The following is a 25676-nucleotide window of genomic DNA, read 5'->3' as shown; positions in this document are numbered from 1 at the left end:
CCATTTTGCTTTTCTTGCAAGACAATAGCGTCGCAAGACAACAGTGGAGCTAGTAGATGGCAACTATCAACCAGCTGGTACGTCAGCCGCGTAAGCGTATCGTCGAGAAATCCGACGTGCCTGCGCTGCAGAACTGCCCGCAACGTCGTGGCGTATGCACCCGTGTGTATACCACCACGCCGAAAAAACCTAACTCGGCACTGCGTAAAGTATGCCGTGTGCGTCTGACCAACGGTTTCGAGGTTTCCTCGTACATCGGCGGTGAAGGCCACAACCTGCAAGAGCACAGCGTGGTACTGATCCGCGGCGGTCGTGTAAAAGACTTGCCAGGTGTTCGTTACCACACCGTACGCGGTTCTCTGGATACTTCCGGCGTTAAAGGTCGTAACCAGGGTCGTTCGAAGTACGGTACCAAGAAGCCTAAGTAGTAGTGGCTTTTTGTAAAAAACGATTTTCTATTTTTCTGAGTCGATAAGAGTAAGGTCGGAGGCGTCCCGGAAGGGCACCGATTCCGAGCGAACCTGAAGACCGTTTGAGGGCTTATCCATGCCAAGAAGACGCGTAGCAGCCAAGCGCGAAGTGCTTGACGATCCAAAATACGGCAGCCAGATCCTGGCCAAGTTCATGAACCACGTGATGGAAAGCGGCAAGAAAGCCGTTGCCGAGCGTATCGTTTATGGCGCGCTGGAAAAAGTTAAAGAACGCAAGAACAGCGACCCCCTGGAAATCTTCGAGAAAGCTCTCGACGCCATCGCTCCGCTGGTCGAAGTAAAGTCGCGCCGTGTAGGCGGTGCTACTTACCAGGTTCCGGTTGAAGTTCGTCCGTCCCGTCGTAACGCTCTGGCAATGCGCTGGTTGGTAGACTTCGCTCGCAAGCGCGGCGAGAAGTCTATGGCTCTGCGTTTGGCTGGCGAACTGCTGGACGCTGCCGAAGGCAAAGGTGCTGCAGTTAAGAAGCGTGAAGACGTGCACCGTATGGCTGAAGCCAACAAGGCTTTCTCGCACTACCGCTTCTAATTTTAGCGTCACTAATTTTGCGAGGGCTTTATGGCTCGTACTACACCGATTAATCGCTACCGTAACATTGGTATCGTCGCTCACGTGGATGCTGGTAAAACCACCACCACCGAGCGCGTCCTTTTTTACACTGGCAAAAGTCACAAAATGGGCGAGGTGCATGACGGCGCCGCGACCACAGACTGGATGGTGCAGGAGCAGGAGCGTGGTATTACCATTACTTCTGCTGCCATCACCGCCTTCTGGCAGGGTTCCGAGAAGCAGCACAAGGACCAATACCGCTTCAACGTCATCGACACCCCGGGCCACGTTGACTTCACTATTGAAGTTGAGCGTTCCCTGCGTGTTCTCGACGGCGCGGTCGTTGTGTTCTGCGGTACCTCGGGCGTTGAGCCTCAGTCGGAAACCGTATGGCGTCAAGCCAACAAGTACGGCGTTCCACGTCTTGTTTACGTAAACAAGATGGACCGTGCTGGTGCGAACTTCCTGCGCGTGATCGGTCAGATCAAGCAGCGTCTGGGTCACACCCCGGTTCCAATCCAGTTGGCCATCGGTTCCGAAGACAACTTCCAGGGTCAGATTGATCTGCTCGCCATGGAAGCTGTTTACTGGAATGACGCTGACAAAGGCATGGTTCCAGTTCGCAAGCCTATCCCTGCTGAACTGCAGGAACTGGCTGACGAATGGCGCGGCAACATGGTTGAGGCTGCGGCCGAAGCCAGCGAAGAGCTGATGAACAAGTACCTCGAAGGTGAAGAACTCACCAACGCGGAAATCAAGGCCGCTCTGCGTCAGCGTACTATCGCTGGTGAGATCGTCCTGGCTGTTTGCGGTTCTTCCTTCAAGAACAAGGGCGTTCCCCTGGTTCTCGACGCCGTGATCGACTACCTGCCTGCTCCTACCGACATTCCTGCCATCAAGGGTACTGACCCGGATGACGAGACCAAGGAAATGGAGCGTCACGCAGACGACAGCGAGCCGTTCTCGGCTCTGGCGTTCAAGATCGCTACCGACCCATTCGTGGGTACCTTGACCTTCGTCCGCGTTTACTCGGGCGTGTTGGCCTCCGGCGACGGCGTGATCAACTCGGTTAAAGGCAAGAAAGAGCGTGTGGGTCGTATGGTGCAAATGCACGCAAACGCCCGTGAAGAAATCAAGGAAGTACGCGCTGGCGACATCGCGGCCTTGATCGGCATGAAGGACGTCACCACTGGTGAGACTTTGTGCAATGCTGACAAGCCAATCATCCTGGTTCGCATGGACTTCCCGGAGCCGGTTATTTCGGTTGCCGTAGAGCCTAAGACCAAGGACGACCAGGAAAAAATGGGTATCGCTCTGGGCAAGCTTGCTCAGGAAGATCCATCTTTCCGCGTTAAAACCGACGAAGAGACTGGTCAAACGATCATCTCCGGCATGGGCGAGTTGCACCTGGACATCCTGGTTGACCGGATGCGCCGTGAGTTCAACGTCGAAGCCAACATCGGTAAGCCTCAAGTTTCGTACCGTGAGCGCATCACGAAGAACTGCGAAATTGAAGGCAAGTTCGTTCGCCAGTCCGGCGGTCGTGGCCAGTTCGGTCACTGCTGGATCCGCTTTGCTCCTGCTGACGAAGGTCAGGAAGGTCTGCAATTCGTGAACGAAGTAGTGGGTGGTGTGGTTCCTAAGGAATACATCCCGGCTATCCAGAAGGGTATCGAAGAGCAGATGAAGAACGGCGTTGTTGCCGGCTATCCGCTGATCGGCCTGAAGGCTACCGTGTTTGATGGTTCCTACCACGACGTCGACTCCAACGAGATGGCGTTCAAGGTGGCTGCTTCCATGGCAACCAAGCAACTGGCCCAGAAGGGCGGTGGTGAGTTGCTTGAGCCAATCATGGCGGTAGAGGTTGTTACACCTGAAGACTATATGGGTGACGTGATGGGCGACCTTAACCGTCGTCGCGGCATGATCCTGGGTATGGAAGACACGGTCTCCGGCAAAGTAATTCGTGCCGAAGTTCCGCTGGGTGAGATGTTCGGTTATGCGACCGACGTCCGTTCCATGTCCCAAGGTCGCGCAAGCTACTCTATGGAATTCAAAAAATACAATACAGCTCCGTCGCACATCGTCGAAACTGTTACCAAAAAACAAGGCTGATTCAGCCCCCTTTAGGCTAGGAGTTAATTGTCGTGGCTAAAGAAAAATTTGACCGTACCCTCCCGCACGTCAACGTTGGCACCATCGGTCACGTCGACCACGGTAAAACCACGCTGACCGCTGCTCTGACTCGCGTCTGCTCCGAAGTTTTCGGTTCGGCCGTTGTTGCTTTCGACAAGATCGACAGCGCTCCGGAAGAAAAGGCTCGTGGTATCACCATCAACACCGCGCACGTTGAATACAACTCGCTGATCCGTCACTACGCTCACGTTGACTGCCCAGGTCACGCTGACTACGTGAAAAACATGATCACCGGTGCTGCTCAGATGGACGGCGCTATCCTGGTTTGCTCGGCCGCTGATGGTCCGATGCCACAAACCCGTGAGCACATCCTGCTGTCCCGTCAGGTAGGCGTTCCGTACATCGTTGTCTTCCTGAACAAGGCTGACATGGTTGACGACGCTGAGCTGCTGGAACTGGTTGAGATGGAAGTGCGCGATCTGCTGAGCACTTACGACTTCCCAGGTGACGACACTCCGATCATCATCGGTTCGGCTCTGATGGCTCTGAACGGCCAAGACGACAACGAAATGGGCACCACTGCCGTTCGTAAACTGGTTGAGACTCTGGACAGCTACATTCCAGATCCAGTCCGTGTTATCGACAAGCCGTTCCTGATGCCAATCGAAGACGTATTCTCGATCTCCGGTCGTGGTACTGTTGTAACTGGCCGTATCGAGCGCGGTATCGTCAAGGTTCAGGATCCACTGGAAATCGTTGGTCTGCGTGACACTACCGTCACCACCTGCACCGGTGTTGAAATGTTCCGTAAGCTGCTCGACGAAGGTCGTGCTGGCGAGAACTGCGGCGTTCTGCTGCGTGGTACCAAGCGTGACGACGTTGAGCGTGGCCAGGTTCTGGTCAAGCCAGGTTCGGTCAAGCCGCACACCAAGTTCGAAGCTGAAGTGTACGTTCTGAGCAAAGAAGAAGGCGGTCGTCACACTCCGTTCTTCAAAGGCTACCGTCCACAGTTCTACTTCCGTACTACTGACGTGACTGGTAACTGCGAGCTGCCGGAAGGCGTTGAAATGGTAATGCCAGGCGACAACATCAAAATGGTTGTCACCCTGATCAAGACCATCGCAATGGAAGACGGTCTGCGTTTCGCTATCCGTGAAGGCGGTCGTACCGTCGGCGCTGGCGTCGTAGCCAAAATCATCGAGTAAGCTCTTTTTTGAGTAAGCTTCGATGAGTTGAAAAAGCCCTCCGCTCAGCGGGGGGCTTTTTTATTGGGTTGACACCCATATGGGGCGTCTATAGAATTGCGCCTCCTTTTAACGGGCGTATTGCGCTCGGTGGGAATAGCAGCCGGAGTCTGAAATCCAATGCAAAATCAGCAAATCCGTATCAGGTTGAAGGCTTTTGACCATCGCCTGATCGACCAATCCACCCAGGAAATCGTGGAAACCGCGAAACGTACTGGTGCTCAAGTGCGTGGTCCAATTCCACTGCCTACCCGTAAAGAGCGGTTCACCGTTCTGGTCTCCCCGCACGTCAACAAAGACGCGCGTGACCAGTACGAGATCCGTACTCATAAGCGCGTTCTGGACATCGTCCAGCCAACGGATAAAACCGTTGATGCTCTTATGAAGCTTGATCTTGCGGCCGGTGTGGAAGTGCAGATCAGCCTCGGCTAAGACTCGGTCTTAGTCGTGTAACGCTCTGAAATGGGCGGCCATAGCGGGTGAAAGCCCCGTACACTCATGAGGTTTACAACATGACTATTGGTGTAGTCGGTCGTAAATGCGGTATGACCCGTATTTTCACCGAAGAAGGTGTCTCCATTCCGGTCACGGTCATTGAGATCGAACCGAATCGCGTCACCCAGTTCAAAACTGAAGAGACCGATGGCTATCGTGCAGTGCAAGTCACTGTAGGCGAGCGTCGTGCTTCGCGTGTTACAGCTGCTCAGGCTGGCCACTTCGCTAAAGCGAACGTTGCCGCTGGTCGTACCGTAATGGAATTCCGCCTTGAAGAAGGCGAGTACCAGGCCGGCGATCTGATCAACGCTGAAATCTTCGCCGCTGGCCAACTGGTTGATGTAACCGGTCAGTCCAAGGGTAAAGGCTTCCAGGGTACGATCAAGCGTTGGAATTTCCGCGGGCAAGATAATACCCACGGTAACTCCGTGTCCCACCGCGTTCCAGGCTCTATCGGCCAGTGCCAGACTCCTGGTCGTGTATTCAAGGGCAAAAAAATGTCCGGTCATATGGGCGCTGAGCGCGTGACCGTGCAGTCCCTCGAAGTAGTGCGCGTGGACGCTGAACGCAATCTGTTGTTGGTCAAGGGTGCTGTTCCTGGCGCTACTGGCGGCAACTTGGTTGTACGTCCAGCAGCCAAGGCTCGCGGTTAAGGGGAAGCTGACATGCAATTAAATGTAAATGACGCTCAAGCGATCGAAGTTTCCGAACTGACATTTGGCGGCGAATTCAACGAGACGCTGGTTCACCAAGCAGTCGTGGCCTACATGGCCGGCGGCCGTCAAGGTAGCAAGCAGCAAAAGACCCGTTCCGACGTTCGTGGTGGCGGTAAGCGCCCGTGGCGTCAGAAAGGTACTGGCCGTGCTCGTGCCGGTACTATCCGTAGCCCAATCTGGCGTGGCGGCGGTACCACTTTCGCAGCTCGTCCTCAGGATCACACCCAGAAGCTGAACAAGAAGATGTATCGCGCAGCAATGCGTTCCATCCTTGCTGAGCTGGTGCGTACTGATCGTCTGGTAGTGGTTCAGGACTTCGCTGTTGATGCACCGAAGACCAAAGATCTGCTGAACAAACTGACCGGCATGGGCCTGACTGACGTCTTGATCGTGTCTGAAGTTGTTGATCAGAACCTGTACCTGGCTGCTCGTAACCTGCCACACGTTGATGTACGTGACGTGCAAGGTTCCGATCCAGTTAGTCTGATCGCATACGACAAGGTGTTGATCACCGTGTCGGCCGTGAAGAAATTCGAGGAGCTGCTGGGATGAACCAGGAACGCGTATTTAAAGTTCTGCTTGGCCCGCACGTTTCCGAAAAGGCTACGGTTCTGGCTGACAAGAAAGGCCAGTTCGTTTTCAAGGTTGCAACTGACGCAACCAAGCTGGAAATCAAGAAGGCCGTCGAAAGCCTGTTCAGCGTGAAAGTAGAGCGTGTTACTACCCTGAATGTTCTGGGTAAGAGCAAGCGCACTGCTCGCGGTCTGGGCAAGCGTAATGACTGGAAGAAGGCAGTTATCTCCCTTCAGCCAGGCCAAGATCTCGATTTCAGCAGCAGTGCTGAGTAAGGAAGGGGTGCATCATGGCAATCGTTAAATGCAAACCGACTTCCCCTGGCCGCCGTTTTGTGGTCAAGGTGGTCAACCAGGAGCTGCATAAAGGCGCTCCTCACGCACCGCTGCTCGAGAAAAAATCGAAGACTGGTGGTCGTAACAACAATGGTCGTATTACCACTCGTCACATCGGTGGTGGCCATAAGCAGCATTATCGTCTGGTCGATTTCCGTCGCAACGACAAAGATGGCATCTCTGCCACTGTCGAGCGTATCGAATACGATCCAAACCGTACTGCTCACATCGCTCTGCTGCTGTACGCAGACGGCGAGCGTCGCTACATCATCGCCCCTAAAGGCGTGAGTGCTGGCGACCAGCTGATCGCAGGTGCTCTGGCACCGATCAAGCCGGGCAACGCTCTGCAACTGCGTAACATTCCAGTTGGTAGCACCGTACACGGCATCGAATTGAAGCCAGGTAAAGGCGCACAGATCGCTCGTTCCGCTGGTGCTTCGGCTCAGCTGATCGCTCGTGAAGGTGTCTACGTGACCCTGCGTCTGCGTTCTGGTGAGATGCGTAAAGTGCTGGCTGAATGCCGCGCGACCCTGGGTGAAGTCTCGAACTCCGAGCACAGCCTGCGTTCGCTGGGTAAAGCTGGTGCCAAACGCTGGCGTGGCGTTCGCCCAACCGTTCGTGGTGTTGCCATGAACCCGGTTGACCACCCACATGGTGGTGGTGAAGGTCGTACCTCTGGTGGTCGTCATCCGGTATCGCCATGGGGCTTCCCGACTAAGGGCGCGAAGACTCGTGGTAATAAGCGTACCGACAAAATGATCGTCCGTCGTCGCAAGTAAATAGAGGGATACGACAGTGCCACGTTCTCTGAAAAAAGGTCCTTTTATTGATCTTCACCTACTGAAGAAGATCGAAGTGGCGGCGGAAAAGAACGATCGCAAACCAGTGAAAACCTGGTCGCGTCGTTCGATGATCCTGCCACAAATGGTCGGTTTGACCATTGCAGTGCATAACGGTCGTCAACATGTCCCAGTTCTCGTGAACGAAGACATGGTCGGCCACAAACTAGGCGAGTTTGCCGGTACCCGCACATATCGTGGGCACGTGGCAGACAAGAAAGCCAAGCGTTAAGGGGTAAGGAACGATGGAAGTAGCCGCTAAGTTGTCGGGCGCTCGAATCTCCGCCCAGAAAGCCCGCTTGGTCGCCGACCAGATCCGCGGGAAGAAGGTGGGCGAAGCGCTCAACCTGTTGGCTTTCAGCAGTAAGAAAGCCGCCGAGATCATGAAGAAAGTGCTGGAGTCGGCCGTAGCCAACGCCGAGCATAACGAAGGCGCAGACGTTGATGACCTTAAAGTCAGCACCGTTTTCGTCAACGAAGGGCGTTCGCTGAAGCGAATCATGCCACGTGCCAAAGGCCGTGCTGATCGCATCGTCAAGCGGTCTTGCCATATCACTGTCAAGGTTGCTGACAAGTAACGGAGTCGAAGAGATGGGTCAGAAAGTACATCCCATTGGCATTCGCCTGGGAATCGTCAAGGAGCACACCTCCGTCTGGTACGCAGACGGTCGGACTTATGCGGACTATTTGTTCGCTGATCTGAAGGTGCGTGAGTATCTCCAAGACAAACTAAAAAGCGCGTCCGTAAGCCGTATCGATATCCATCGTCCGGCTCAAACTGCACGTATCACCATCCACACCGCTCGTCCAGGTATCGTTATCGGGAAGAAAGGTGAAGATGTTGAGAAACTGCGTCAGGACCTGACCAAGCAAATGGGTGTGCCTGTGCACATCAATATCGAAGAAATCCGCAAGCCGGAACTCGACGGTATGTTGGTTGCGCAGAGCGTAGCTCAGCAGCTGGAGCGTCGCGTAATGTTCCGTCGCGCTATGAAGCGCGCTGTACAGAACGCCATGCGCATTGGTGCCAAAGGCATCAAAATCCAAGTGAGCGGTCGTCTCGGCGGTGCTGAAATCGCACGTACTGAATGGTATCGCGAAGGTCGTGTGCCACTGCACACCCTGCGTGCCGACATCGACTATGCCAACTACGAAGCTCACACCACTTATGGTGTGATCGGTGTAAAGGTTTGGATCTTCAAAGGCGAAGTAATTGGTGGTCGCCAAGAAGAACTGAAACCACAAGCACCAGCGCCTCGTAAAAAAGCTGCTAAGTAAGGGGTACGCCAAATGTTGCAACCAAAGCGTACGAAGTTCCGCAAGCAGATGACTGGCCACAACCGTGGCTTGGCTCAGCGCGGTAGCAAAGTCAGCTTCGGCGAATATGCGCTGAAGTCTGTAGCTCGTGGTCGTCTCACCGCTCGTCAGATCGAGTCAGCGCGTCGTGCACTGACCCGTCACGTTAAACGTGGCGGCAAGATCTGGATCCGTGTATTCCCGGACAAGCCTATCTCCAAAAAGCCCCTCGAAGTTCGGATGGGTAAAGGTAAGGGTAGTGTCGAGTACTGGGTTGCCCAGATTCAGCCAGGCAAAGTCCTGTATGAAATCGAGGGTGTTTCTGAAGAGCTGGCGCGTGAGGCTTTTGCCCTGGCTGCTGCAAAGCTGCCGCTCGCCACCGCTTTTGTTAAACGGACGGTGATGTGATGAAAGCGAACGAACTTCGTGAAAAAGACGCGCCGCAGCTTAACGAGCAACTGCTCGGCCTGCTGCGCGACCAGTTCAATCTGCGCATGCAGAAAGCAACTGGCCAGTTGGGGCAGTCTCACCTGCTCCGGCAAGTTAAGCGTGACATCGCTCGCGTGAAGACTGTGCTCAAACAGCAGGCAGGTAAGTAATCATGGCTGAAGCCGAAAAAACCGTCCGTACGCTGACTGGCCGTGTTGTCAGCGACAAAATGGACAAGACCATCACCGTTCTGATCGAGCGTCGCGTAAAGCACCCGATCTACGGTAAATACGTTAAGCGTTCGACTAAGCTGCACGCGCACGACGAAACCAATCAGTGCCACATCGGCGACAAAGTCACTATTCGTGAAACTCGTCCTTTGGCCAAGACCAAGTCTTGGGCGCTGGTTGATGTTCTCGAACGCGCTGTGGAAGTCTAAGGACTAGGGGTCGGAGAAATTATATGATTCAGACTCAATCCATGCTCGATGTGGCCGATAACAGCGGCGCACGCCGCGTTATGTGCATCAAGGTGCTGGGTGGCTCCCATCGTCGTTACGCTGGTATCGGTGACATCATCAAGGTTACCGTGAAGGAAGCAATTCCCCGCGGTAAAGTGAAAAAAGGCCAAGTGATGACTGCTGTTGTAGTCCGCACTCGTCACGGCGTACGTCGTGCTGATGGCTCCATTATCCGCTTTGATGGCAACGCTGCTGTTCTTCTGAACAACAAGCAAGAGCCGATCGGCACCCGTATCTTTGGGCCAGTGACCCGTGAACTTCGTACTGAGAAGTTCATGAAGATCGTCTCGCTCGCCCCAGAAGTGCTGTAAGGAGATCCGACATGCAAAAGATTCGTCGTGACGACGAGATCATCGTGATCGCCGGCAAAGACAAAGGTAAGCGCGGTAAGGTGCTTAAGGTTCTCGCTAACAACCGTCTGGTTATTGGCGGTCTGAACCTGGTAAAGCGTCATACCAAGCCTAACCCTATGTCGGGCGTGCAAGGCGGTATCGTCGAAAAAGAAGCTCCACTGGACGCTTCTAACGTCGCCATTTTCAACGGCGAAACCAACAAGGCTGATCGCGTTGGTTTTAAAGTAGAAGACGGCAAGAAAATTCGTGTCTTCAAGTCGACCCAAAAAGCGGTTGATGCTTGAACACTGCTAGGTAGATGAGACCATGGCACGACTAAAAGAGATTTACTGGAAGGAAATCGCACCGAAGCTTAAGGAAGAACTTAAGCTTTCGAACGTGATGGAAGTTCCACGCGTTACAAAAATCACCCTGAACATGGGTCTTGGCGAAGCCGTCGGTGACAAAAAAGTCATCGAGCACGCTGTTGCCGACCTGGAAAAGATCACCGGTCAGAAAGTCGTTGTGACTTACGCTCGGAAATCCATCGCTGGCTTTAAAGTCCGTGAAGGTTGGCCGATCGGCGTCAAAGTGACCCTGCGCCGTGAGCGTATGTACGAATTCCTGGATCGTCTGCTGTCGATCTCCCTGCCTCGGGTTCGCGACTTCCGCGGCCTGAATGCCAAGTCCTTCGATGGTCGTGGTAACTACAGCATGGGCGTTAAAGAGCAGATCATCTTCCCGGAAATCGACTACGACAAGATCGATGCTCTCCGCGGTCTGGACATTACCCTGACCACCACTGCCAAGAACGATGATGAAGGTCGCGCCCTGTTGCGTGCTTTCAAATTCCCGTTCCGCAACTGATTGGAGTAGGAAAATGGCCAAGATGAGCATGAAAAACCGCGAGCTGAAGCGTCAGCTCACGGTTGCCAAGTACGCCAAGAAGCGTGCAGCACTGAAAGCTATCATCGTTGATCTGAACGCAAGTCCAGAAGCACGTTGGGAAGCTACAGTTGCTCTGCAGAAGCAGCCACGTGACGCAAGCGCTTCGCGCATGCGTAACCGCTGCCGCCTGACCGGTCGTCCACACGGCGTTTACCGCAAGTTCGGCCTTGGCCGTAACAAGCTGCGTGAAGCTGCAATGCGTGGTGACGTACCTGGTCTGGTTAAAGCCAGCTGGTAAGCACTGTCAAAGTCTCGGTGTCCGGGATCGCAAGATCCTGACCACCGGTGACCTTGAACTTGAATCAAGCCCCTTTTGGGGCTTGATTCATTTGTGGGGTGTGTCTAGAATACCCGGCTCGCCTGAGCCCGTGCTTTTTTCGCATGGATGTACTCGGCGACACGTAGTAGCCGCAAGGCTAATTTTTTGTGTATTAGGAGCGTCTAGCCCATGAGTATGCAGGACCCGTTAGCGGACATGCTAACTCGAATCCGTAATGCCCAGATGGCTGAAAAGTCCGTCGTAAGCATGCCATCTTCTACTTTGAAGGTAGCTGTTGCCAAAGTCCTGAAGGACGAAGGTTACATTGCGGGTTATCAGATCAGCAGCGAAATCAAGCCACTGCTGTCTATCGAGCTGAAATATTTCGAAGGCCGTCCGGTCATTGAAGAAGTGAAGCGCGTTAGCCGTCCAGGCCTGCGTCAGTACAAGTCCGTCGATGATCTGCCGAAAGTTCGTGGCGGTCTCGGTGTGTCTATCGTCTCCACCAACAAAGGTGTGATGACGGATCGTGCTGCGCGCGCTGCCGGTGTCGGCGGCGAAGTTCTTTGCACTGTGTTCTAAGGGGGGATAAGCATGTCACGCGTCGCTAAGAACCCCGTTAAGCTGCCAGCCGGTGTCGAAGTCAAATTCGCAGGCCAACAGCTTTCGGTGAAGGGTGCCAAGGGCACTCTCGAACTGAACATCCATTCGTCCGTTGAGATCGTTGAAGAAGCCGGTGAGCTGCGTTTCGCTGCTCGCAATGGCGATCAACAGACTCGCGCAATGGCTGGTACCACTCGTGCGTTGGTAAACAACATGGTCCAAGGCGTAAGCCAAGGCTTCGAGCGCAAGCTCCAGCTGGTCGGTGTTGGTTACAAAGCGCAAGCAAAAGGCACAGTGCTGAACCTGGCTCTTGGCTTCTCGCACCCAGTGGATTATGAACTGCCGGAAGGCATCACCGCTGAGACTCCTAGCCAGACCGATATCCTGATCAAGGGCATCGATAAGCAGCTGGTAGGTCAAGTGGCCGCCGAGATCCGCGACTTCCGTCCACCAGAGCCGTACAAAGGCAAAGGTGTGCGCTACGCGGACGAAGTCGTCCGTCGTAAAGAAGCCAAGAAGAAGTAGGGCATAGCAAATGACCGACAAAAAAGTTACTCGACTGCGTCGCGCTCGCAAAGCACGCCTGAAAATGCACGAACTCGAAGTCGTGCGTCTCTGCGTGTTCCGCTCGTCGCAGCACATCTACGCCCAGGTCATTTCGGCCGACGGCAACAAAGTCCTGGCATCTGCCTCGACTTTGGATAAAGAACTGCGTGATGGCGCCACTGGCAACATCGACGCGGCCACTAAGGTTGGCCAGCTGGTCGCTACGCGTGCAAAAGCCGCTGGCGTCTCGCAGGTGGCTTTCGACCGCTCTGGCTTCAAGTACCACGGCCGCGTCAAGGCGCTGGCTGATGCTGCTCGTGAAGCTGGGCTGGAGTTCTAAGTTATGTCAAATAACGACCAAAAGCGCGACGAAGGCTACATCGAGAAGCTGGTTCAAGTTAACCGCGTAGCCAAAACCGTTAAAGGCGGCCGTATCTTCACTTTCACCGCGTTGACCGTGGTGGGTGATGGTAAAGGGCGTGTTGGCTTCGGCCGTGGCAAGTCACGTGAAGTGCCTGCTGCGATCCAGAAGGCAATGGAAGCTGCTCGCCGCAACATGATCCAAGTTGATCTGAACGGCACCACGCTGCAGTACGCAATGAAGTCCGGTCACGGCGCTTCGAAGGTGTACATGCAGCCTGCTTCTGAAGGTACCGGTATCATCGCTGGCGGCGCTATGCGTGCTGTCCTCGAAGTTGCTGGCGTTCAGAACGTTCTGGCCAAGTGCTACGGCTCGACTAACCCGGTAAACGTGGTTCACGCCACTTTCAAAGGTTTGAAGGCCATGCAGTCTCCTGAATCCATTGCCGCCAAGCGTGGCAAAAGCGTCAAGGAGATCTTCTGATCATGGCTACCGTTAAAGTTACGCTGATCAAAAGCATGACCGGCCGCATCCCTAACCACAAACTGTGCGTTAAGGGTCTGGGTCTGCGTCGCATCGGTCACACTGTAGAAGTACTTGATACTCCCGAGAATCGCGGGATGATCAACAAGGCTTACTACATGCTGCGTGTCGAGGGTTAATCGATGAAACTCAATGATCTGAGTCCAGCGCCGGGTTCCCGTCGCGAAAAGCATCGTCCGGGCCGTGGTATCGGTAGTGGTTTGGGCAAGACCGGTGGCCGTGGCCACAAAGGTCAGTCCTCCCGCTCCGGTGGCACCATTGCTCCAGGCTTTGAAGGCGGTCAACAGCCGCTGCATCGTCGCCTGCCGAAGTTCGGTTTCGTTTCCCTGAAGGCCATGGACCGCGCAGAAGTGCGTCTGTCCGAGCTGGCTAAAGTGGAAGGCGACATCGTCTCCGTGCAGTCCCTGAAAGATGCCAACGTGATCAACGTCAACGTACAGCGTGTGAAAATCATGCTGTCCGGCGAAGTTACTCGCGCTGTCACCATCGGAAAGGGAATCGGCGCCACCAAAGGTGCGCGTGCGGCTATCGAAGCAGCTGGCGGCAAGTTCGAGGAATAAATGGCTAAGCAAGGTGCTCTCTCTGCGCTCGGCAAAGGCGGTATGTCTGAACTCTGGGCTCGTCTGCGTTTTCTGTTCCTGGCGATTATCGTCTACCGAATAGGCGCACACATCCCGGTTCCAGGTATCAACCCGGACCGACTCGCGGACCTGTTTCGACAGAATGAGGGGACCATTCTTAGCTTGTTCAACATGTTTTCCGGCGGCGCGCTGGAACGGATGAGCATCTTTGCATTGGGGATCATGCCGTACATTTCGGCATCGATCATCATGCAACTGATGTCCGCCGTCAGCCCGCAACTGGAGCAGTTGAAGAAGGAAGGTGAAGCTGGGCGTCGCAAGATCGCCCAGTACACCCGCTACGGCACTGTCGTCCTCGCTCTTGTTCAGGCCATTGGCATGTCCATTGGTCTGGCGGGGCAGGGCGTATCGTTCACTGGTGACTTTGGCTTCCATTTCGTCGCGGTATCCACTTTTGTGGCTGGTGCGATGTTCATGATGTGGCTGGGTGAGCAGATTACTGAGCGTGGTGTTGGTAACGGTATCTCGATGTTGATTTTCGCAGGTATCGTCGCCGGTCTTCCGAGAGCGATCGGGCAGTCTTTCGAGTCTGCGCGTCAGGGTGATATCAACATTTTCGCCTTGGTTGCCATCGGTTTGCTGGCAGTAGCGATTATCGGTTTCGTGGTGTTCATTGAGCGTGGTCAGCGTCGTATTGCTGTTCACTACGCCAAGCGTCAGCAAGGCCGCAAGGTCTTCGCTGCGCAGACCAGCCACTTGCCGCTGAAGGTGAACATGGCCGGTGTTATTCCGGCCATTTTCGCGAGCAGCATCTTGCTGTTCCCGGCTTCGTTGGGTACCTGGTTCGGCCAGTCCGAAGGTTTGGGCTGGTTGCAGGACATCTCGCAGTCGATCGCTCCTGGTCAGCCGTTGAATATTCTGCTGTTTAGTGCAGGGATTATTTTCTTCTGCTTCTTCTATACGGCGTTGATGTTCAATCCGAAAGACGTAGCGGAAAACCTGAAGAAGTCCGGTGCCTTTATTCCGGGCATCCGTCCAGGCGAGCAGTCGGCGCGCTACATTGATGGCGTTCTGACCCGTTTGACCCTGTTCGGTGCTCTATATATGACGGCCGTGTGCCTGTTGCCCCAGTTCCTGGTGGTTGCAGCAAACGTTCCGTTCTACCTTGGCGGGACCTCGTTGCTGATCGTCGTCGTGGTTGTGATGGACTTCATGTCCCAAGTACAATCGCACCTCGTTTCGCACCAGTACGAATCCCTGATGAAGAAAGCCAACCTGAAGGGCTACGGCAGCGGCATGTTGCGCTGAGTACCCCATAAGGTTCGAGGAGTTGGTGATGAAAGTTCGTGCATCGGTGAAAAAGCTGTGCCGTAACTGCAAGATTATTCGCCGCGAAGGTGTTGTTCGAGTAATTTGCAGCGCGGAACCGCGTCACAAACAGCGCCAAGGCTGAGTGTGATCCGCTTGAAGCCCGGCAGCTAGTGCGCTGCCGGGTTGATTATTTGTTATTACAGCGATATTATCTCGCGCCCTATTTCTTGGCTTCCGGGGCGTAGGTAGCTGTCAATTGGAGTCCCACTGAATGGCCCGTATTGCAGGCGTTAACATTCCAGATAACAAGCACACTGTTATCTCGCTGACCTACATCTATGGTGTTGGTCGCACAACTGCACAGAAAATTTGTGCAGTGACTGGGGTAAACCCAGCCGCAAAGATCAAGGATCTGAGCGACGAGCAGATTGAACAGCTGCGTGGCGAAGTGGCGAAGTTCACCACTGAAGGTGACCTGCGTCGCGAAATCAACATGAAAATCAAGCGTTTGATGGACCTCGGTTGCTATCGCGGTCTGCGTCATCGTCGTGGTCTTCCAGTGCGCGGTCAGCGTACCAAGACTAACGCGCGTACCCGTAAAGGTCCGCGTAAGCCGATCCGCAAGTAATCGCCCCAGCGAATCGACAGGAAATTAATCATGGCAAAACCTGCTGCTCGTCCTCGTAAAAAAGTTAAAAAGACAGTGGTTGATGGCATCGCCCACATCCATGCTTCTTTTAACAACACAATCGTGACCATCACCGACCGTCAAGGTAACGCGCTTTCTTGGGCTACCTCCGGTGGTTCGGGTTTCCGCGGTTCCCGCAAGTCCACCCCGTTCGCTGCTCAAGTAGCTGCTGAACGTGCTGGTCAAGCTGCGCTGGAATATGGCCTGAAAAACCTCGACGTCAACGTCAAGGGTCCAGGTCCAGGTCGTGAGTCTGCTGTCCGTGCATTGAACGGCTGTGGCTATAAGATCGCCAGCATCACCGACGTGACGCCAATCCCGCACAACGGGTGCCGTCCGCCGAAGAAGCGCCGCGTGTAATCCAGGAGATTGTAAAGAATGGCTCGTTACATTGGTCCAAAATGCAAACTCGCTCGTCGCGAAGGCACCGATCTCTTCCTGAAGAGCGGCGTGCGCGCGATCGAATCGAAGTGCAACATTGAAGCAGCACCTGGTATCCACGGCCAACGCCGCGGTCGCCAGTCCGATTACGGCACCCAACTGCGTGAAAAGCAGAAGGTCCGTCGTATCTACGGCGTTCTCGAGCGTCAATTCAGCGGCTACTACAAAGAAGCTGCTGGCAAGAAAGGTGCAACCGGCGAAAACCTGTTGCAGCTGCTCGAATGCCGTCTGGACAACGTTGTATACCGTATGGGTTTTGGCTCTACTCGTGCCGAATCCCGTCAGCTGGTATCGCACAAATCCGTCAGCGTTAACGGTCAGACCGTAAACGTACCGTCGTACCAGGTTCGTGCTGGTGACGTGGTCGCGATTCGCGAGAAAGCAAAGAACCAACTTCGCATTGTCCAAGCTCTCGATCTGTGTGCCCAACGTGGCCGCGTAGAATGGGTAGAAGTAGACACTGAGAAGAAGTCGGGCGTTTTCAAGAACGTTCCAGCTCGCAGTGATCTGTCCGCCGACATCAACGAAAGCCTGATTGTCGAGCTCTACTCCAAGTAAGGGCTAGAAAATAGGTGCATCCATGCAGATTTCGGTAAATGAGTTCCTGACACCCCGCCATATTGATGTGCAGGTTGTCAGTCCAACCCGCGCCAAGATCACTCTCGAGCCTCTCGAGCGTGGTTTTGGCCACACCCTGGGCAACGCGCTGCGCCGCATCCTGTTGTCCTCAATGCCCGGCTGTGCAGTAGTCGAGGCCGAGATTGACGGTGTGCTCCACGAGTACAGCGCCATCGAAGGTGTACAGGAAGACGTAATTGAAATCCTGTTGAACCTTAAAGGTCTGGCTATCAAGCTGCACGGCCGTGACGAAGTTACGCTGACCTTGTCGAAGAAGGGTTCGGGGGTGGTTACCGCTGCCGATATTCAGCTGGATCATGATGTCGAGATCGTTAACCCCGATCACGTAATCGCTAACCTGGCGTCTAACGGCGCCTTGAACATGAAGCTCACCGTAGCTCGTGGTCGTGGTTATGAACCGGCAGACTCGCGTCAGAGCGATGAAGACGAAAGCCGCAGCATCGGTCGCTTGCAGCTTGACTCTTCGTTCAGCCCGGTTCGCCGTATCGCATACGTGGTGGAAAACGCCCGTGTCGAGCAGCGTACTAACCTGGACAAGCTGGTTATTGATCTGGAAACCAACGGTACCCTGGATCCTGAAGAGGCTATCCGTCGTGCTGCAACCATCCTGCAACAGCAGTTGGCTGCGTTCGTCGACCTCAAAGGTGACAGTGAGCCAGTGGTTGTCGAGCAGGAAGACGAGATCGATCCGATCCTGCTTCGCCCGGTTGACGATCTGGAACTGACTGTACGTTCGGCTAACTGCCTTAAGGCGGAAAACATCTACTACATCGGTGACCTGATTCAGCGTACCGAAGTAGAGCTGTTGAAGACTCCGAACCTTGGCAAGAAATCCTTGACTGAAATCAAGGACGTTCTGGCCTCCCGCGGTCTGTCCCTCGGCATGCGCCTCGACAACTGGCCGCCTGCAAGTCTTAAGAAGGACGACAAGGCGACTGCCTGATCGTCGTAATCACCGAACGTTGTGTTTGGTAAGGAATGAACCATGCGTCATCGTAAAAGTGGTCGTCACCTGAGCCGCACTAGCTCGCACCGCAAGGCCATGTTTCAAAACATGGCAGTGTCGCTGTTCGAGCACGAGCTGATCAAAACTACACTGCCGAAAGCTAAAGAACTGCGTCGCGTTGCTGAGCCGCTGATCACTTTGGCCAAGACAGACAGCCTGGCTAACCGCCGTCTGGCTTTCGACCGTACTCGTTCGAAAGCTATCGTTGGTAAGCTCTTCAACGACCTGGGCAAGCGTTACGCTACCCGTGAGGGTGGCTACCTGCGCATCCTCAAGTGCGGCTTCCGCACTGGCGACAACGCGCCTATGGCGTACGTCGAGTTGGTTGATCGTCCTGCCGGTGGTGAAGCTGTATCCGCTGAGTAAGACGTCAGTCTGAAACAAAGAACCGGGCCTAGCGCCCGGTTTTTTGTGTCTGTGAGAAACGCGCGATCTGTACAAGCTCTCCTGCGATTCATGCCGTCATTATGCGAACGGGATGATTGGTAGTATTTTTCTATTGATCTCTGCGACTTAATAAATTGGTAGCTTTCCTGATCAATGGTCAATACTCCGTCCCAAGCCGATTAGCCGGCAGTTCAAGACTGACAAAGGATGAGATCGCATGAGCCAAAGTAAAACGCTTACCACCGCCAGTGGCGCTCCTGTCGCCGATAACCAGAATTCCCGTTCCGCCGGCCCTCGAGGCCCGCTGCTGCTCGACGACTTCCACCTGATCGAGAAGCTTGCCCACTTCAACCGTGAAAACATTCCTGAGCGTCGTGTGCACGCCAAAGGCTCGGGTGCTTACGGTACGTTCACTGTGACACGCGACATCACCGAGTACACCAGCGCCAAGCTGTTTGAGTCCGTTGGCAAGCAAACCCCAACCTTCCTGCGGTTTTCCACCGTCGGCGGGGAGCGCGGTTCAGCCGACACCGAGCGCGACCCGCGCGGCTTCGCCCTGAAGTTCTATACCGAGGAAGGTAACTGGGACATTGTCGGCAACAACACGCCCGTATTCTTCATCCGTGATCCCCTCAAATTCCCGGACTTTATCCACACCCAAAAGCGCTTGCCGCAAAGCAACCTGAAAAGCGCGCAGATGATGTGGGACTTCTGGTCGCACTCCCCCGAGGCGCTGCACCAGGTGACGATCCTGTTCTCGGACCGCGGCATTCCTGACGGCTATCGTCACATGCACGGCTTCGGTAGCCACACCTACAGCCTGATCAGCGCCAATGGCGAGCGGCACTGGGTGAAATGGCACTACAAGACCCAACAAGGGATCAAGAACCTGGCGCCGGCTGAGGCGGCACGCTTGGCCGGTACCGATCCAGATTACGCACAGCGTGACCTGTTCGAGGCGATCGAGCGCGGTGATTTTCCGAAATGGCGGGTGTGTATTCAGATCATGACCGAGTCTCAAGCCGCGGCGCACTATGAGAACCCTTTCGACGTGACCAAGACCTGGTCGCAGAAAGAATTTCCGCTGATCGAAGTCGGCGAGCTGGAACTCAACCGCAATCCACTGAATTACTTCGCAGAAGTGGAGCAGGCGGCATTCGGTCCAAGCAACATGGTGCCCGGGGTCGGGCTGTCGCCAGACCGCATGCTGCAAGGTCGGGTGTTCGCTTACGCGGATGCGCATCGCTACCGTATCGGCACCAACCACCAGCAACTGCCGGTGAACGCGCCGCGCAGTCCGGTTAACAGCTACCAGCGTGATGGGTCGATGGCGTTCGGCGCCAATGGCGGTGCGGCACCTAACTATGAACCCAACAGCTACGTCGAATCGCCGAAGCAAGTGACTCGTTACGCCGAGCCCGCCCTGGCCCTCAGCGGTGCAGCGGATCGTTACGATCACCGCGAAGATACCGATTACTACAGCCACGCCGGTGCGCTGTTCCGTTTGATGAGCACCGAGCAGAAAAGCCTGCTGGTAAACAACATTGCCGGAGCCATGGCAGGTGTCTCCGGTGATGTGATTGACCAACAATTGCAGCATTTCTTCAGGGCCGATCAGGCGTATGGAGAAGCAATCGCACAGGCGTTGGGCGTACAGCTTAACGAAGTCTAAACGAGAAGCAGAACCGCCCTCATTTGGGCGGTTTTTGCGTTATTTAAGCTGCTTTTCTCAGAATATCTTCGCTTTTATCGCGCAAACGAAGTGACCAATCAGCCTCATTGGTTCAAACTACAGACTTTCAGGCAGGGAGATGTAGGGCGATGCAAGGCCACCCAGACGTAATCGATTACCTCAACACGTTGCTGACCGGCGAACTGGCGGCGCGTGATCAATATTTCATCCATTCGCGGATGTACGAGGACTGGGGTTTCACCGAGCTCTACGAACGTATCAACCACGAGATGGAAGAAGAAGCAGGGCATGCCGATGCGCTGATGCGCCGGATCCTGATGCTCGAAGGCACCCCGCGTATGCGTCCGGACGACCTGGATGTCGGCACCACCGTGCCCGACATGCTGGCTGCCGACCTGCGCCTGGAATACAAAGTGCGCGCGGCACTCTGCAAGGGCATCGAGCTTTGCGAGCAGCACAAGGACTACGTCAGTCGCGAGATGCTGCGTATTCAGCTGAATGATACCGAAGAAGATCACACCTACTGGCTGGAGAAGCAGTTGGGTCTGATCAAGTTGATCGGGCTGGAGAATTACCTGCAATCGCAGTTCTGATGCCGCGGAACCGTAGGAGCCCGGCTTGCCGGCGAAGGCGTCCATGAGACCGCTATCGCCAGCAAGCTTGGCTCCTGCAGGTTCTTAACAAAAAGCCCCTGTCACCGACAAAGTGACAGGGGCTTTTTCATGGGCCTTGATTCAGGCCCTGTCGCGCTCCAGCAGCGGCTTGAGATAGAAGCCGGTATGCGATTGCTTCATCTCCGACACTTCCTCCGGCGTGCCGACAGCAATGATCTGCCCGCCCTTGGAACCGCCTTCCGGCCCCAGGTCCACCAACCAGTCGGCTGTCTTGATCACGTCGAGGTTGTGCTCGATGACCACCACGGTATTGCCGTGGTCGCGCAGACGATGCAGCACGTCGAGCAGTTGCTGGATATCCGCGAAGTGCAGGCCGGTGGTCGGCTCATCGAGGATGTACAAGGTCTTGCCGGTATCGCGTTTGGACAGCTCGCGGGACAGTTTCACCCGCTGGGCTTCACCACCCGATAGCGTAGTCGCCGATTGCCCCAGCTTGATGTACGACAGGCCCACATCCATCAGCGTCTGAAGCTTGCGCGCCAACGCCGGCACCGCGTCGAAGAACACCCGGGCTTCCTCGATGGTCATCTCCAGGGTTTCGTGGATGCTCTTGCCCTTGTACTTGATCTCCAGCGTTTCGCGGTTGTAGCGCTTGCTCTTGCAGACGTCGCACGGGACATAGATGTCCGGCAGGAAGTGCATCTCTACCTTGATCAGGCCATCGCCCTGACAGGCCTCGCAGCGCCCGCCCTTCACGTTGAAAGAAAAGCGCCCTGGACCGTACCCGCGCGAGCGGGATTCCGGCACGCCGGCGAACAGTTCGCGAATCGGCGTGAACAGCCCGGTGTAGGTTGCCGGGTTGGAGCGCGGCGTACGCCCGATCGGGCTCTGGTCGATGTCGACCACCTTGTCCAGATGCTCGAGGCCCTTGATGCTGTCGTGGGCGGCAGCCTCCAGGGTCGTGGCACCGTTGAGTGCCGTGGCGCTCAATGGAAACAGCGTGTTGTTGATCAGCGTCGACTTGCCCGAACCGGACACGCCGGTCACGCAGGTGAGCAGGCCGATCGGGATGTCCAGGTCGACATCGCGCAGGTTATTTCCGCGCGCGCCCTTGAGTGACAGCGACAGCTTTTTATTACGCGGTGTGCGTTTGGCGGGAACGGCGATCTTCACCCGTCCCGACAGATACTTGCCCGTCAGCGAGTCAGGGTGAGCCATGACCTCGGCCGGTGTGCCTTCGGCGACGATATGCCCGCCGTGCACGCCAGCGCCGGGGCCAATGTCGACCACGTAGTCGGCCAGGCGAATCGCATCTTCGTCGTGCTCGACCACGATCACCGTGTTGCCAATGTCCCGCAGGTGCTTGAGGGTGCCGAGCAGGCGATCGTTATCGCGCTGATGCAAACCAATCGACGGCTCATCGAGGATGTACAGAACTCCCACCAGGCCGGCACCGATCTGGCTGGCCAGACGAATTCGCTGGGCCTCACCGCCGGACAGCGTATCCGCACTGCGATCCAGCGATAGATAATCAAGACCCACGTTGACCAGGAACTGCAGGCGCTCGCGGATTTCCTTGAGGATCTTGTCGGCAATTTCGCCGCGGCGGCCAGTCAGCTTCAGCACGCCGAAATACTCACAGGCATCGCCGATCGGCAGATTGGTCACCGCCGGCAGCGTTTTCTCACCGACCCAAACGTGCCGCGCTTCGCGACGCAGGCGGGTACCGCGGCAATCCGGGCAAGGCTGGGTGCTGAGGAACTTGGCCAGTTCCTCACGGACCGAAGCTGACTCGGTTTCGCGGTAGCGACGTTCCAGGTTCGGCACGATGCCTTCGAAGGGGTGCGAGCGTTTGACGATGTCGCCACGGTCATTCAGATACTTGAAATCGACGTTCTGCGAACCGCTGCCATGCAGGATGAATTTCTGCTGATCCGCCGGCAGTTCGTTGAACGGCACTTCCAGGCTGAATTTATAGTGCGAGGCCAGCGACCCGAGCATCTGGAAGTAATAGACGTTGCGCCTGTCCCAGCCGCGTATCGCACCCTCGGCCAGGGTCAGTTCGCCATTGACCAGTCGCTTGATGTCGAAGAACTGTTTAACGCCCAGGCCATCACACGTCGGGCAAGCACCGGCCGGGTTGTTGAAAGAGAACAGCTTGGGTTCGAGCTCGCTGATGGCGTGGCCGCAGATCGGGCAGGCGAAGCGCGCGGAGAAGATGATCTCTTCGCCCGGCTCGTCGTCCATCGGCGCCACCAGGGCGATGCCGTCCGCCAGCTTCAGCGCGGTCTCGAACGACTCGGCCAGACGCTGTTGCAGATCGGCGCGCACTTTGAAACGGTCGACCACCACATCGATCGTGTGCTTCTTCTGTTTATCCAGCTTCGGCAACTCGTCCAGCTCGCACAGCCTGCCGTTGACCCGGGCCCGCACGAAGCCTTGTGCGCGCAGCTCTTCGAAAACCGACAGGTGTTCGCCTTTACGCTCGCGGATCACCGGGGCCAGCAGCATCAGCTTGCTGCCCTCCGGTTGCGCCAGGACCAGGTCGACCATCTGGCTGACGGTCTGGGCTTCCAGCGGAATGTCGTGATCCGGGCAGCGGGGAATTCCCACGCGAGCGTAGAGCAGGCGCAGGTAGTCGTAGATTTCAGTGATGGTGCCGACCGTCGAGCGCGGGTTGTGCGAGGTCGATTTCTGTTCGATGGAGATGGCTGGCGACAAACCTTCTATGGTGTCGACGTCCGGTTTTTCCATCATCGACAGAAACTGCCGGGCGTAGGCCGAAAGCGATTCGACGTAGCGGCGCTGGCCTTCAGCGTACAGCGTGTCGAAGGCCAAGGACGATTTGCCGGATCCGGACAGGCCGGTGATAACGATCAGTTTGTCCCGTGGCAGGGTCAGGTCGATGTTCTTCAGGTTGTGGGTTCGGGCCCCACGAATCAGGATCTTGTCCAAAGTGGCCTCGCTTGGCGGGCGTCGAAAACGTAGGAGTATACGGCCAAATACTGGATGGATGCACACTATCAAACGAGCGGATTGTTGCCTTACATGAAGAGTCTGTCAGCGAAGCGCGTCAAAGCGTCGCGATATACCCTGTCAATCGATGGGACTGGTAGAATCGCCGCCGGTTCACATGAGGTTTTTCCATGCACGATCCCCACAGCGAACGCATGAGTGGCAGTGAGACACGCGCAGCAAGCGGTCTGGCCCTGGTGTTCGCGTTCCGTATGCTTGGCATGTTCATGGTGTTGCCGGTACTGGCGACCTATGGCATGGATCTGGCGGGAGCGACCCCGGCCCTCATCGGGCTGGCGATTGGCGCTTACGGCCTGACCCAGGCGCTCTTCCAGATTCCTTTCGGTTTCATTTCCGACCGCATCGGCCGCCGGCCGGTGATTTACGTTGGACTTATCGTCTTTGCCCTCGGCAGCGTGCTGGCGGCCAATGCCGATTCGATCTGGGGCGTGATCGCCGGACGCATCCTGCAAGGTGCCGGGGCGATTTCAGCGGCGGTGATGGCGCTATTGTCGGACCTGACCCGTGAACAGCACCGGACAAAGGCCATGGCCATGATCGGCATGACCATCGGCCTGTCGTTCGCTGTCGCCATGGTGGTGGGGCCGTTGCTGACGCGCGCCTTCGGTCTGTCCGGGCTGTTCCTGGCCACGGGCGGCATGGCGCTGTTGGGCATCCTGATCGTGATGTTCATGGTGCCGCGCTCCACCGGACCGCTGCAGCATCGCGAGTCCGGCGTCGCGCGTCAGGCGCTGCTGCCGACGCTCAAGCATCCGGACCTGCTGCGCCTGGACCTGGGCATTTTTGTGTTGCACGCGATGTTGATGTCGAGCTTCGTTGCATTGCCCCTGGCCCTGGTCGAAAAAGCCGGGCTGCCCAAGGAGCAGCACTGGTGGGTGTACCTGACCGCGCTGCTGATTTCCTTCTTCGCCATGATCCCGTTCATCATCTACGGCGAGAAGAAACGCAAAATGAAACGAGTTTTACTGGGCGCGGTGCTGACGCTGATGCTCACTGAGCTATTCTTCTGGCAGTTCGGCGATAGCTTGCGGGCCCTGGTGATCGGGACGGTGGTGTTCTTCACCGCGTTCAACTTGCTGGAAGCTTCATTGCCATCGCTGATCAGCAAGGTTTCACCAGCGGGCGGCAAAGGCACGGCGATGGGGGTTTATTCCACCAGCCAGTTCCTCGGTTCGGCGTTGGGCGGGATCCTCGGCGGCTGGATGTTCCAGCATGGCGGTTTGTCGGTTGTCTTCCTCGGATGCGCCGGGCTGGCTGCCCTCTGGTTGGCCTTTGCTGTTACCATGCGCGAACCTCCCTACGTCACGAGCCTGCGCTTGCCGCTGTCGCCCGAGGCAATCCGCGAAGCGGGTCTGGTTGAGCGCCTGATGGCCGTCGTAGGGGTAACAGATGCAGTGATAGTCGCGGATGAAGCGGCCATTTACATCAAATTGGACACAGAACTATTGGATCGCACCACCCTCGAGCGTCTGGTGAACAACCCGGCCGCGACAGCGTGCGAAGCCTAGGAGAACGTTATGGCCCGTGGGGTTAACAAAGTCATATTGGTCGGCACTTGCGGCCAGGATCCCGAAGTTCGCTACCTGCCGAACGGTAATGCCGTGACCAACCTGAGTCTGGCGACCAGCGAACAGTGGACCGACAAGCAGACCGGTCAGAAGGTCGAGAAAACCGAATGGCACCGTGTGTCGATGTTCGGCAAGGTGGCGGAAATCGCCGGCGAATACCTGCGTAAAGGTTCGCAGGTCTACATCGAAGGCAAACTGCAGACCCGCGAGTGGGAAAAAGACGGCATCAAGCGTTACACCACTGAAATCGTGGTCGATATGCAAGGCACCATGCAACTGCTGGGCGGCCGTCCACAACAGGGCGACCAACAAGGCGGGGGCAATAACTACCAGCAGTCCGCCCCGGCTCCACGCCAGCAGGCTCCGCGTCCGCAGCAATCGGCTCCACAACAGTCGCGCCAGGCTCCGCCTCCACAGCAGGCCGCGCCGCAACCAGCTCCGGATTTCGACAGCTTTGATGACGATATCCCGTTCTGATCCGTAGTTTTTTTCAGAACCG

General features: G+C 56.0%; 37 protein-coding genes. 36 read left to right on the top strand and 1 reads right to left on the bottom strand.

Annotated features, from left to right (window positions below):
* Nucleotides 1-56 precede the first annotated feature (56 nt).
* The 34 genes from rpsL (at nt 57) to bfr (ending at nt 20552) form a co-directional block, all read left to right on the top strand.
* Nucleotides 57-428: a 30S ribosomal protein S12 gene (gene rpsL / locus PMA3_RS27290; RefSeq protein ID WP_002555494.1), complete on the top strand. Its 372-nt coding sequence runs from the start codon at nt 57-59 to the stop codon at nt 426-428.
* Between the two features lie 118 nt (nt 429-546).
* Entirely contained in the window at nt 547-1017 is a 471-nt protein-coding gene (gene rpsG, locus PMA3_RS27285; protein WP_002555493.1) for a 30S ribosomal protein S7, read from the top strand.
* A gap of 30 nt (nt 1018-1047) precedes the next feature.
* Nucleotides 1048-3153, top strand: a complete 2106-nt coding sequence (gene fusA, locus PMA3_RS27280; RefSeq protein WP_064680057.1) for an elongation factor G — start codon at nt 1048-1050, stop codon at nt 3151-3153.
* A gap of 32 nt (nt 3154-3185) precedes the next feature.
* Entirely contained in the window at nt 3186-4379 is a 1194-nt protein-coding gene (gene tuf, locus PMA3_RS27275) for an elongation factor Tu (RefSeq protein WP_007896660.1), read from the top strand.
* A gap of 159 nt (nt 4380-4538) precedes the next feature.
* The gene (gene rpsJ, locus PMA3_RS27270; protein WP_003186070.1) at nt 4539-4850 is read left to right on the top strand and encodes a 30S ribosomal protein S10; all 312 of its coding nucleotides are present in this window, start codon (nt 4539-4541) and stop codon (nt 4848-4850) included.
* Between the two features lie 80 nt (nt 4851-4930).
* On the top strand, nt 4931-5566 hold the full coding sequence (gene rplC, locus PMA3_RS27265) for a 50S ribosomal protein L3 (RefSeq protein ID WP_003186059.1): 636 nt from the start codon (nt 4931-4933) through the stop codon (nt 5564-5566).
* A 12-nt stretch (nt 5567-5578) separates the two neighbouring features.
* Entirely contained in the window at nt 5579-6181 is a 603-nt protein-coding gene (gene rplD / locus PMA3_RS27260; RefSeq protein WP_007896707.1) for a 50S ribosomal protein L4, read from the top strand.
* A complete protein-coding gene (gene rplW / locus PMA3_RS27255) occupies nt 6178-6477 on the top strand; it encodes a 50S ribosomal protein L23 (protein WP_002555488.1) in 300 nt (99 codons plus the stop codon). The genes rplD and rplW overlap by 4 nt, the downstream gene beginning before the upstream one ends.
* Before the next feature lie 14 nt (nt 6478-6491).
* Nucleotides 6492-7316: a 50S ribosomal protein L2 gene (rplB, locus tag PMA3_RS27250; RefSeq protein ID WP_003176423.1), complete on the top strand. Its 825-nt coding sequence runs from the start codon at nt 6492-6494 to the stop codon at nt 7314-7316.
* Between the two features lie 16 nt (nt 7317-7332).
* Nucleotides 7333-7608: a 30S ribosomal protein S19 gene (gene rpsS / locus PMA3_RS27245; RefSeq protein ID WP_002555486.1), complete on the top strand. Its 276-nt coding sequence runs from the start codon at nt 7333-7335 to the stop codon at nt 7606-7608.
* 13 nt (nt 7609-7621) lie between these two features.
* Nucleotides 7622-7954 (top strand): 50S ribosomal protein L22, encoded by a 333-nt coding sequence (rplV, locus tag PMA3_RS27240; RefSeq protein ID WP_003103908.1) that lies wholly within the window; start codon nt 7622-7624, stop codon nt 7952-7954.
* A gap of 13 nt (nt 7955-7967) precedes the next feature.
* Nucleotides 7968-8654 (top strand): 30S ribosomal protein S3, encoded by a 687-nt coding sequence (gene rpsC, locus PMA3_RS27235; protein ID WP_003176422.1) that lies wholly within the window; start codon nt 7968-7970, stop codon nt 8652-8654.
* A 12-nt stretch (nt 8655-8666) separates the two neighbouring features.
* Nucleotides 8667-9080: a 50S ribosomal protein L16 gene (rplP, locus tag PMA3_RS27230; protein ID WP_007943783.1), complete on the top strand. Its 414-nt coding sequence runs from the start codon at nt 8667-8669 to the stop codon at nt 9078-9080.
* Nucleotides 9080-9271, top strand: coding sequence for a 50S ribosomal protein L29 (gene rpmC, locus PMA3_RS27225; RefSeq protein WP_008030901.1), 192 nt, complete (start codon nt 9080-9082; stop codon nt 9269-9271). Before rplP ends, rpmC begins: the two co-directional genes overlap by 1 nt.
* A gap of 2 nt (nt 9272-9273) precedes the next feature.
* On the top strand, nt 9274-9540 hold the full coding sequence (rpsQ, locus tag PMA3_RS27220) for a 30S ribosomal protein S17 (RefSeq protein WP_003176419.1): 267 nt from the start codon (nt 9274-9276) through the stop codon (nt 9538-9540).
* A gap of 23 nt (nt 9541-9563) precedes the next feature.
* Complete coding sequence (gene rplN / locus PMA3_RS27215; RefSeq protein WP_002555479.1) at nt 9564-9932, top strand: 50S ribosomal protein L14; 369 nt, start codon at nt 9564-9566, stop codon at nt 9930-9932.
* An 11-nt stretch (nt 9933-9943) separates the two neighbouring features.
* Entirely contained in the window at nt 9944-10258 is a 315-nt protein-coding gene (gene rplX, locus PMA3_RS27210; RefSeq protein ID WP_003176416.1) for a 50S ribosomal protein L24, read from the top strand.
* A gap of 22 nt (nt 10259-10280) precedes the next feature.
* Nucleotides 10281-10820 carry a 50S ribosomal protein L5 gene (gene rplE / locus PMA3_RS27205; RefSeq protein WP_003176415.1) on the top strand — a complete coding sequence of 180 codons (540 nt, stop codon included), beginning with the start codon at nt 10281-10283 and terminating at the stop codon, nt 10818-10820.
* A 13-nt stretch (nt 10821-10833) separates the two neighbouring features.
* Complete coding sequence (gene rpsN, locus PMA3_RS27200; RefSeq protein ID WP_003176414.1) at nt 10834-11139, top strand: 30S ribosomal protein S14; 306 nt, start codon at nt 10834-10836, stop codon at nt 11137-11139.
* Between the two features lie 210 nt (nt 11140-11349).
* A complete protein-coding gene (gene rpsH / locus PMA3_RS27195) occupies nt 11350-11742 on the top strand; it encodes a 30S ribosomal protein S8 (RefSeq protein ID WP_003186040.1) in 393 nt (130 codons plus the stop codon).
* Between the two features lie 12 nt (nt 11743-11754).
* Nucleotides 11755-12288, top strand: coding sequence for a 50S ribosomal protein L6 (gene rplF, locus PMA3_RS27190; RefSeq protein ID WP_003176412.1), 534 nt, complete (start codon nt 11755-11757; stop codon nt 12286-12288).
* Nucleotides 12289-12298: 10 nt separating this feature from the next.
* Nucleotides 12299-12649, top strand: a complete 351-nt coding sequence (gene rplR / locus PMA3_RS27185; protein WP_003186037.1) for a 50S ribosomal protein L18 — start codon at nt 12299-12301, stop codon at nt 12647-12649.
* Between the two features lie 3 nt (nt 12650-12652).
* A complete protein-coding gene (gene rpsE / locus PMA3_RS27180) occupies nt 12653-13153 on the top strand; it encodes a 30S ribosomal protein S5 (protein WP_007943782.1) in 501 nt (166 codons plus the stop codon).
* A gap of 2 nt (nt 13154-13155) precedes the next feature.
* Nucleotides 13156-13332 carry a 50S ribosomal protein L30 gene (gene rpmD / locus PMA3_RS27175; RefSeq protein WP_003186033.1) on the top strand — a complete coding sequence of 59 codons (177 nt, stop codon included), beginning with the start codon at nt 13156-13158 and terminating at the stop codon, nt 13330-13332.
* A 3-nt stretch (nt 13333-13335) separates the two neighbouring features.
* The gene (gene rplO, locus PMA3_RS27170) at nt 13336-13773 is read left to right on the top strand and encodes a 50S ribosomal protein L15 (protein WP_064680056.1); all 438 of its coding nucleotides are present in this window, start codon (nt 13336-13338) and stop codon (nt 13771-13773) included.
* On the top strand, nt 13774-15102 hold the full coding sequence (secY, locus tag PMA3_RS27165; protein ID WP_064680055.1) for a preprotein translocase subunit SecY: 1329 nt from the start codon (nt 13774-13776) through the stop codon (nt 15100-15102).
* 28 nt (nt 15103-15130) lie between these two features.
* On the top strand, nt 15131-15247 hold the full coding sequence (gene rpmJ / locus PMA3_RS31265) for a 50S ribosomal protein L36 (RefSeq protein WP_002555468.1): 117 nt from the start codon (nt 15131-15133) through the stop codon (nt 15245-15247).
* A 129-nt stretch (nt 15248-15376) separates the two neighbouring features.
* The gene (rpsM, locus tag PMA3_RS27160; protein WP_003186020.1) at nt 15377-15733 is read left to right on the top strand and encodes a 30S ribosomal protein S13; all 357 of its coding nucleotides are present in this window, start codon (nt 15377-15379) and stop codon (nt 15731-15733) included.
* A gap of 30 nt (nt 15734-15763) precedes the next feature.
* The gene (gene rpsK, locus PMA3_RS27155; RefSeq protein ID WP_002555466.1) at nt 15764-16153 is read left to right on the top strand and encodes a 30S ribosomal protein S11; all 390 of its coding nucleotides are present in this window, start codon (nt 15764-15766) and stop codon (nt 16151-16153) included.
* 18 nt (nt 16154-16171) lie between these two features.
* On the top strand, nt 16172-16792 hold the full coding sequence (rpsD, locus tag PMA3_RS27150; protein WP_003210056.1) for a 30S ribosomal protein S4: 621 nt from the start codon (nt 16172-16174) through the stop codon (nt 16790-16792).
* Between the two features lie 22 nt (nt 16793-16814).
* Complete coding sequence (locus tag PMA3_RS27145; RefSeq protein ID WP_003186012.1) at nt 16815-17816, top strand: DNA-directed RNA polymerase subunit alpha; 1002 nt, start codon at nt 16815-16817, stop codon at nt 17814-17816.
* A gap of 42 nt (nt 17817-17858) precedes the next feature.
* Entirely contained in the window at nt 17859-18245 is a 387-nt protein-coding gene (gene rplQ / locus PMA3_RS27140) for a 50S ribosomal protein L17 (protein ID WP_008145500.1), read from the top strand.
* Between the two features lie 238 nt (nt 18246-18483).
* The gene (locus PMA3_RS27135; protein ID WP_064680054.1) at nt 18484-19938 is read left to right on the top strand and encodes a catalase; all 1455 of its coding nucleotides are present in this window, start codon (nt 18484-18486) and stop codon (nt 19936-19938) included.
* Nucleotides 19939-20087: 149 nt separating this feature from the next.
* Nucleotides 20088-20552: a bacterioferritin gene (gene bfr, locus PMA3_RS27130; RefSeq protein WP_059402166.1), complete on the top strand. Its 465-nt coding sequence runs from the start codon at nt 20088-20090 to the stop codon at nt 20550-20552.
* Nucleotides 20553-20693: 141 nt separating this feature from the next.
* Here bfr and uvrA read toward each other — a convergent pair whose 3' ends face one another.
* Complete coding sequence (gene uvrA / locus PMA3_RS27125) at nt 20694-23528, bottom strand: excinuclease ABC subunit UvrA (protein WP_064680053.1); 2835 nt, start codon at nt 23526-23528, stop codon at nt 20694-20696.
* 191 nt (nt 23529-23719) lie between these two features.
* Between uvrA and PMA3_RS27120 the strand changes: the two genes are divergently transcribed.
* Together PMA3_RS27120 and PMA3_RS27115 are read left to right on the top strand one after the other, a co-directional pair.
* Complete coding sequence (locus PMA3_RS27120; protein ID WP_064680052.1) at nt 23720-25117, top strand: MFS transporter; 1398 nt, start codon at nt 23720-23722, stop codon at nt 25115-25117.
* A gap of 9 nt (nt 25118-25126) precedes the next feature.
* Entirely contained in the window at nt 25127-25654 is a 528-nt protein-coding gene (locus PMA3_RS27115) for a single-stranded DNA-binding protein (protein WP_010467282.1), read from the top strand.
* The last annotated feature ends 22 nt before the right edge of the window (nt 25655-25676 follow it).

Source organism: Pseudomonas silesiensis, from assembly GCF_001661075.1.
Taxonomy (GTDB): domain Bacteria; phylum Pseudomonadota; class Gammaproteobacteria; order Pseudomonadales; family Pseudomonadaceae; genus Aquipseudomonas; species Aquipseudomonas silesiensis.
This window is presented reverse-complemented; position numbering and strand designations above follow the sequence as displayed.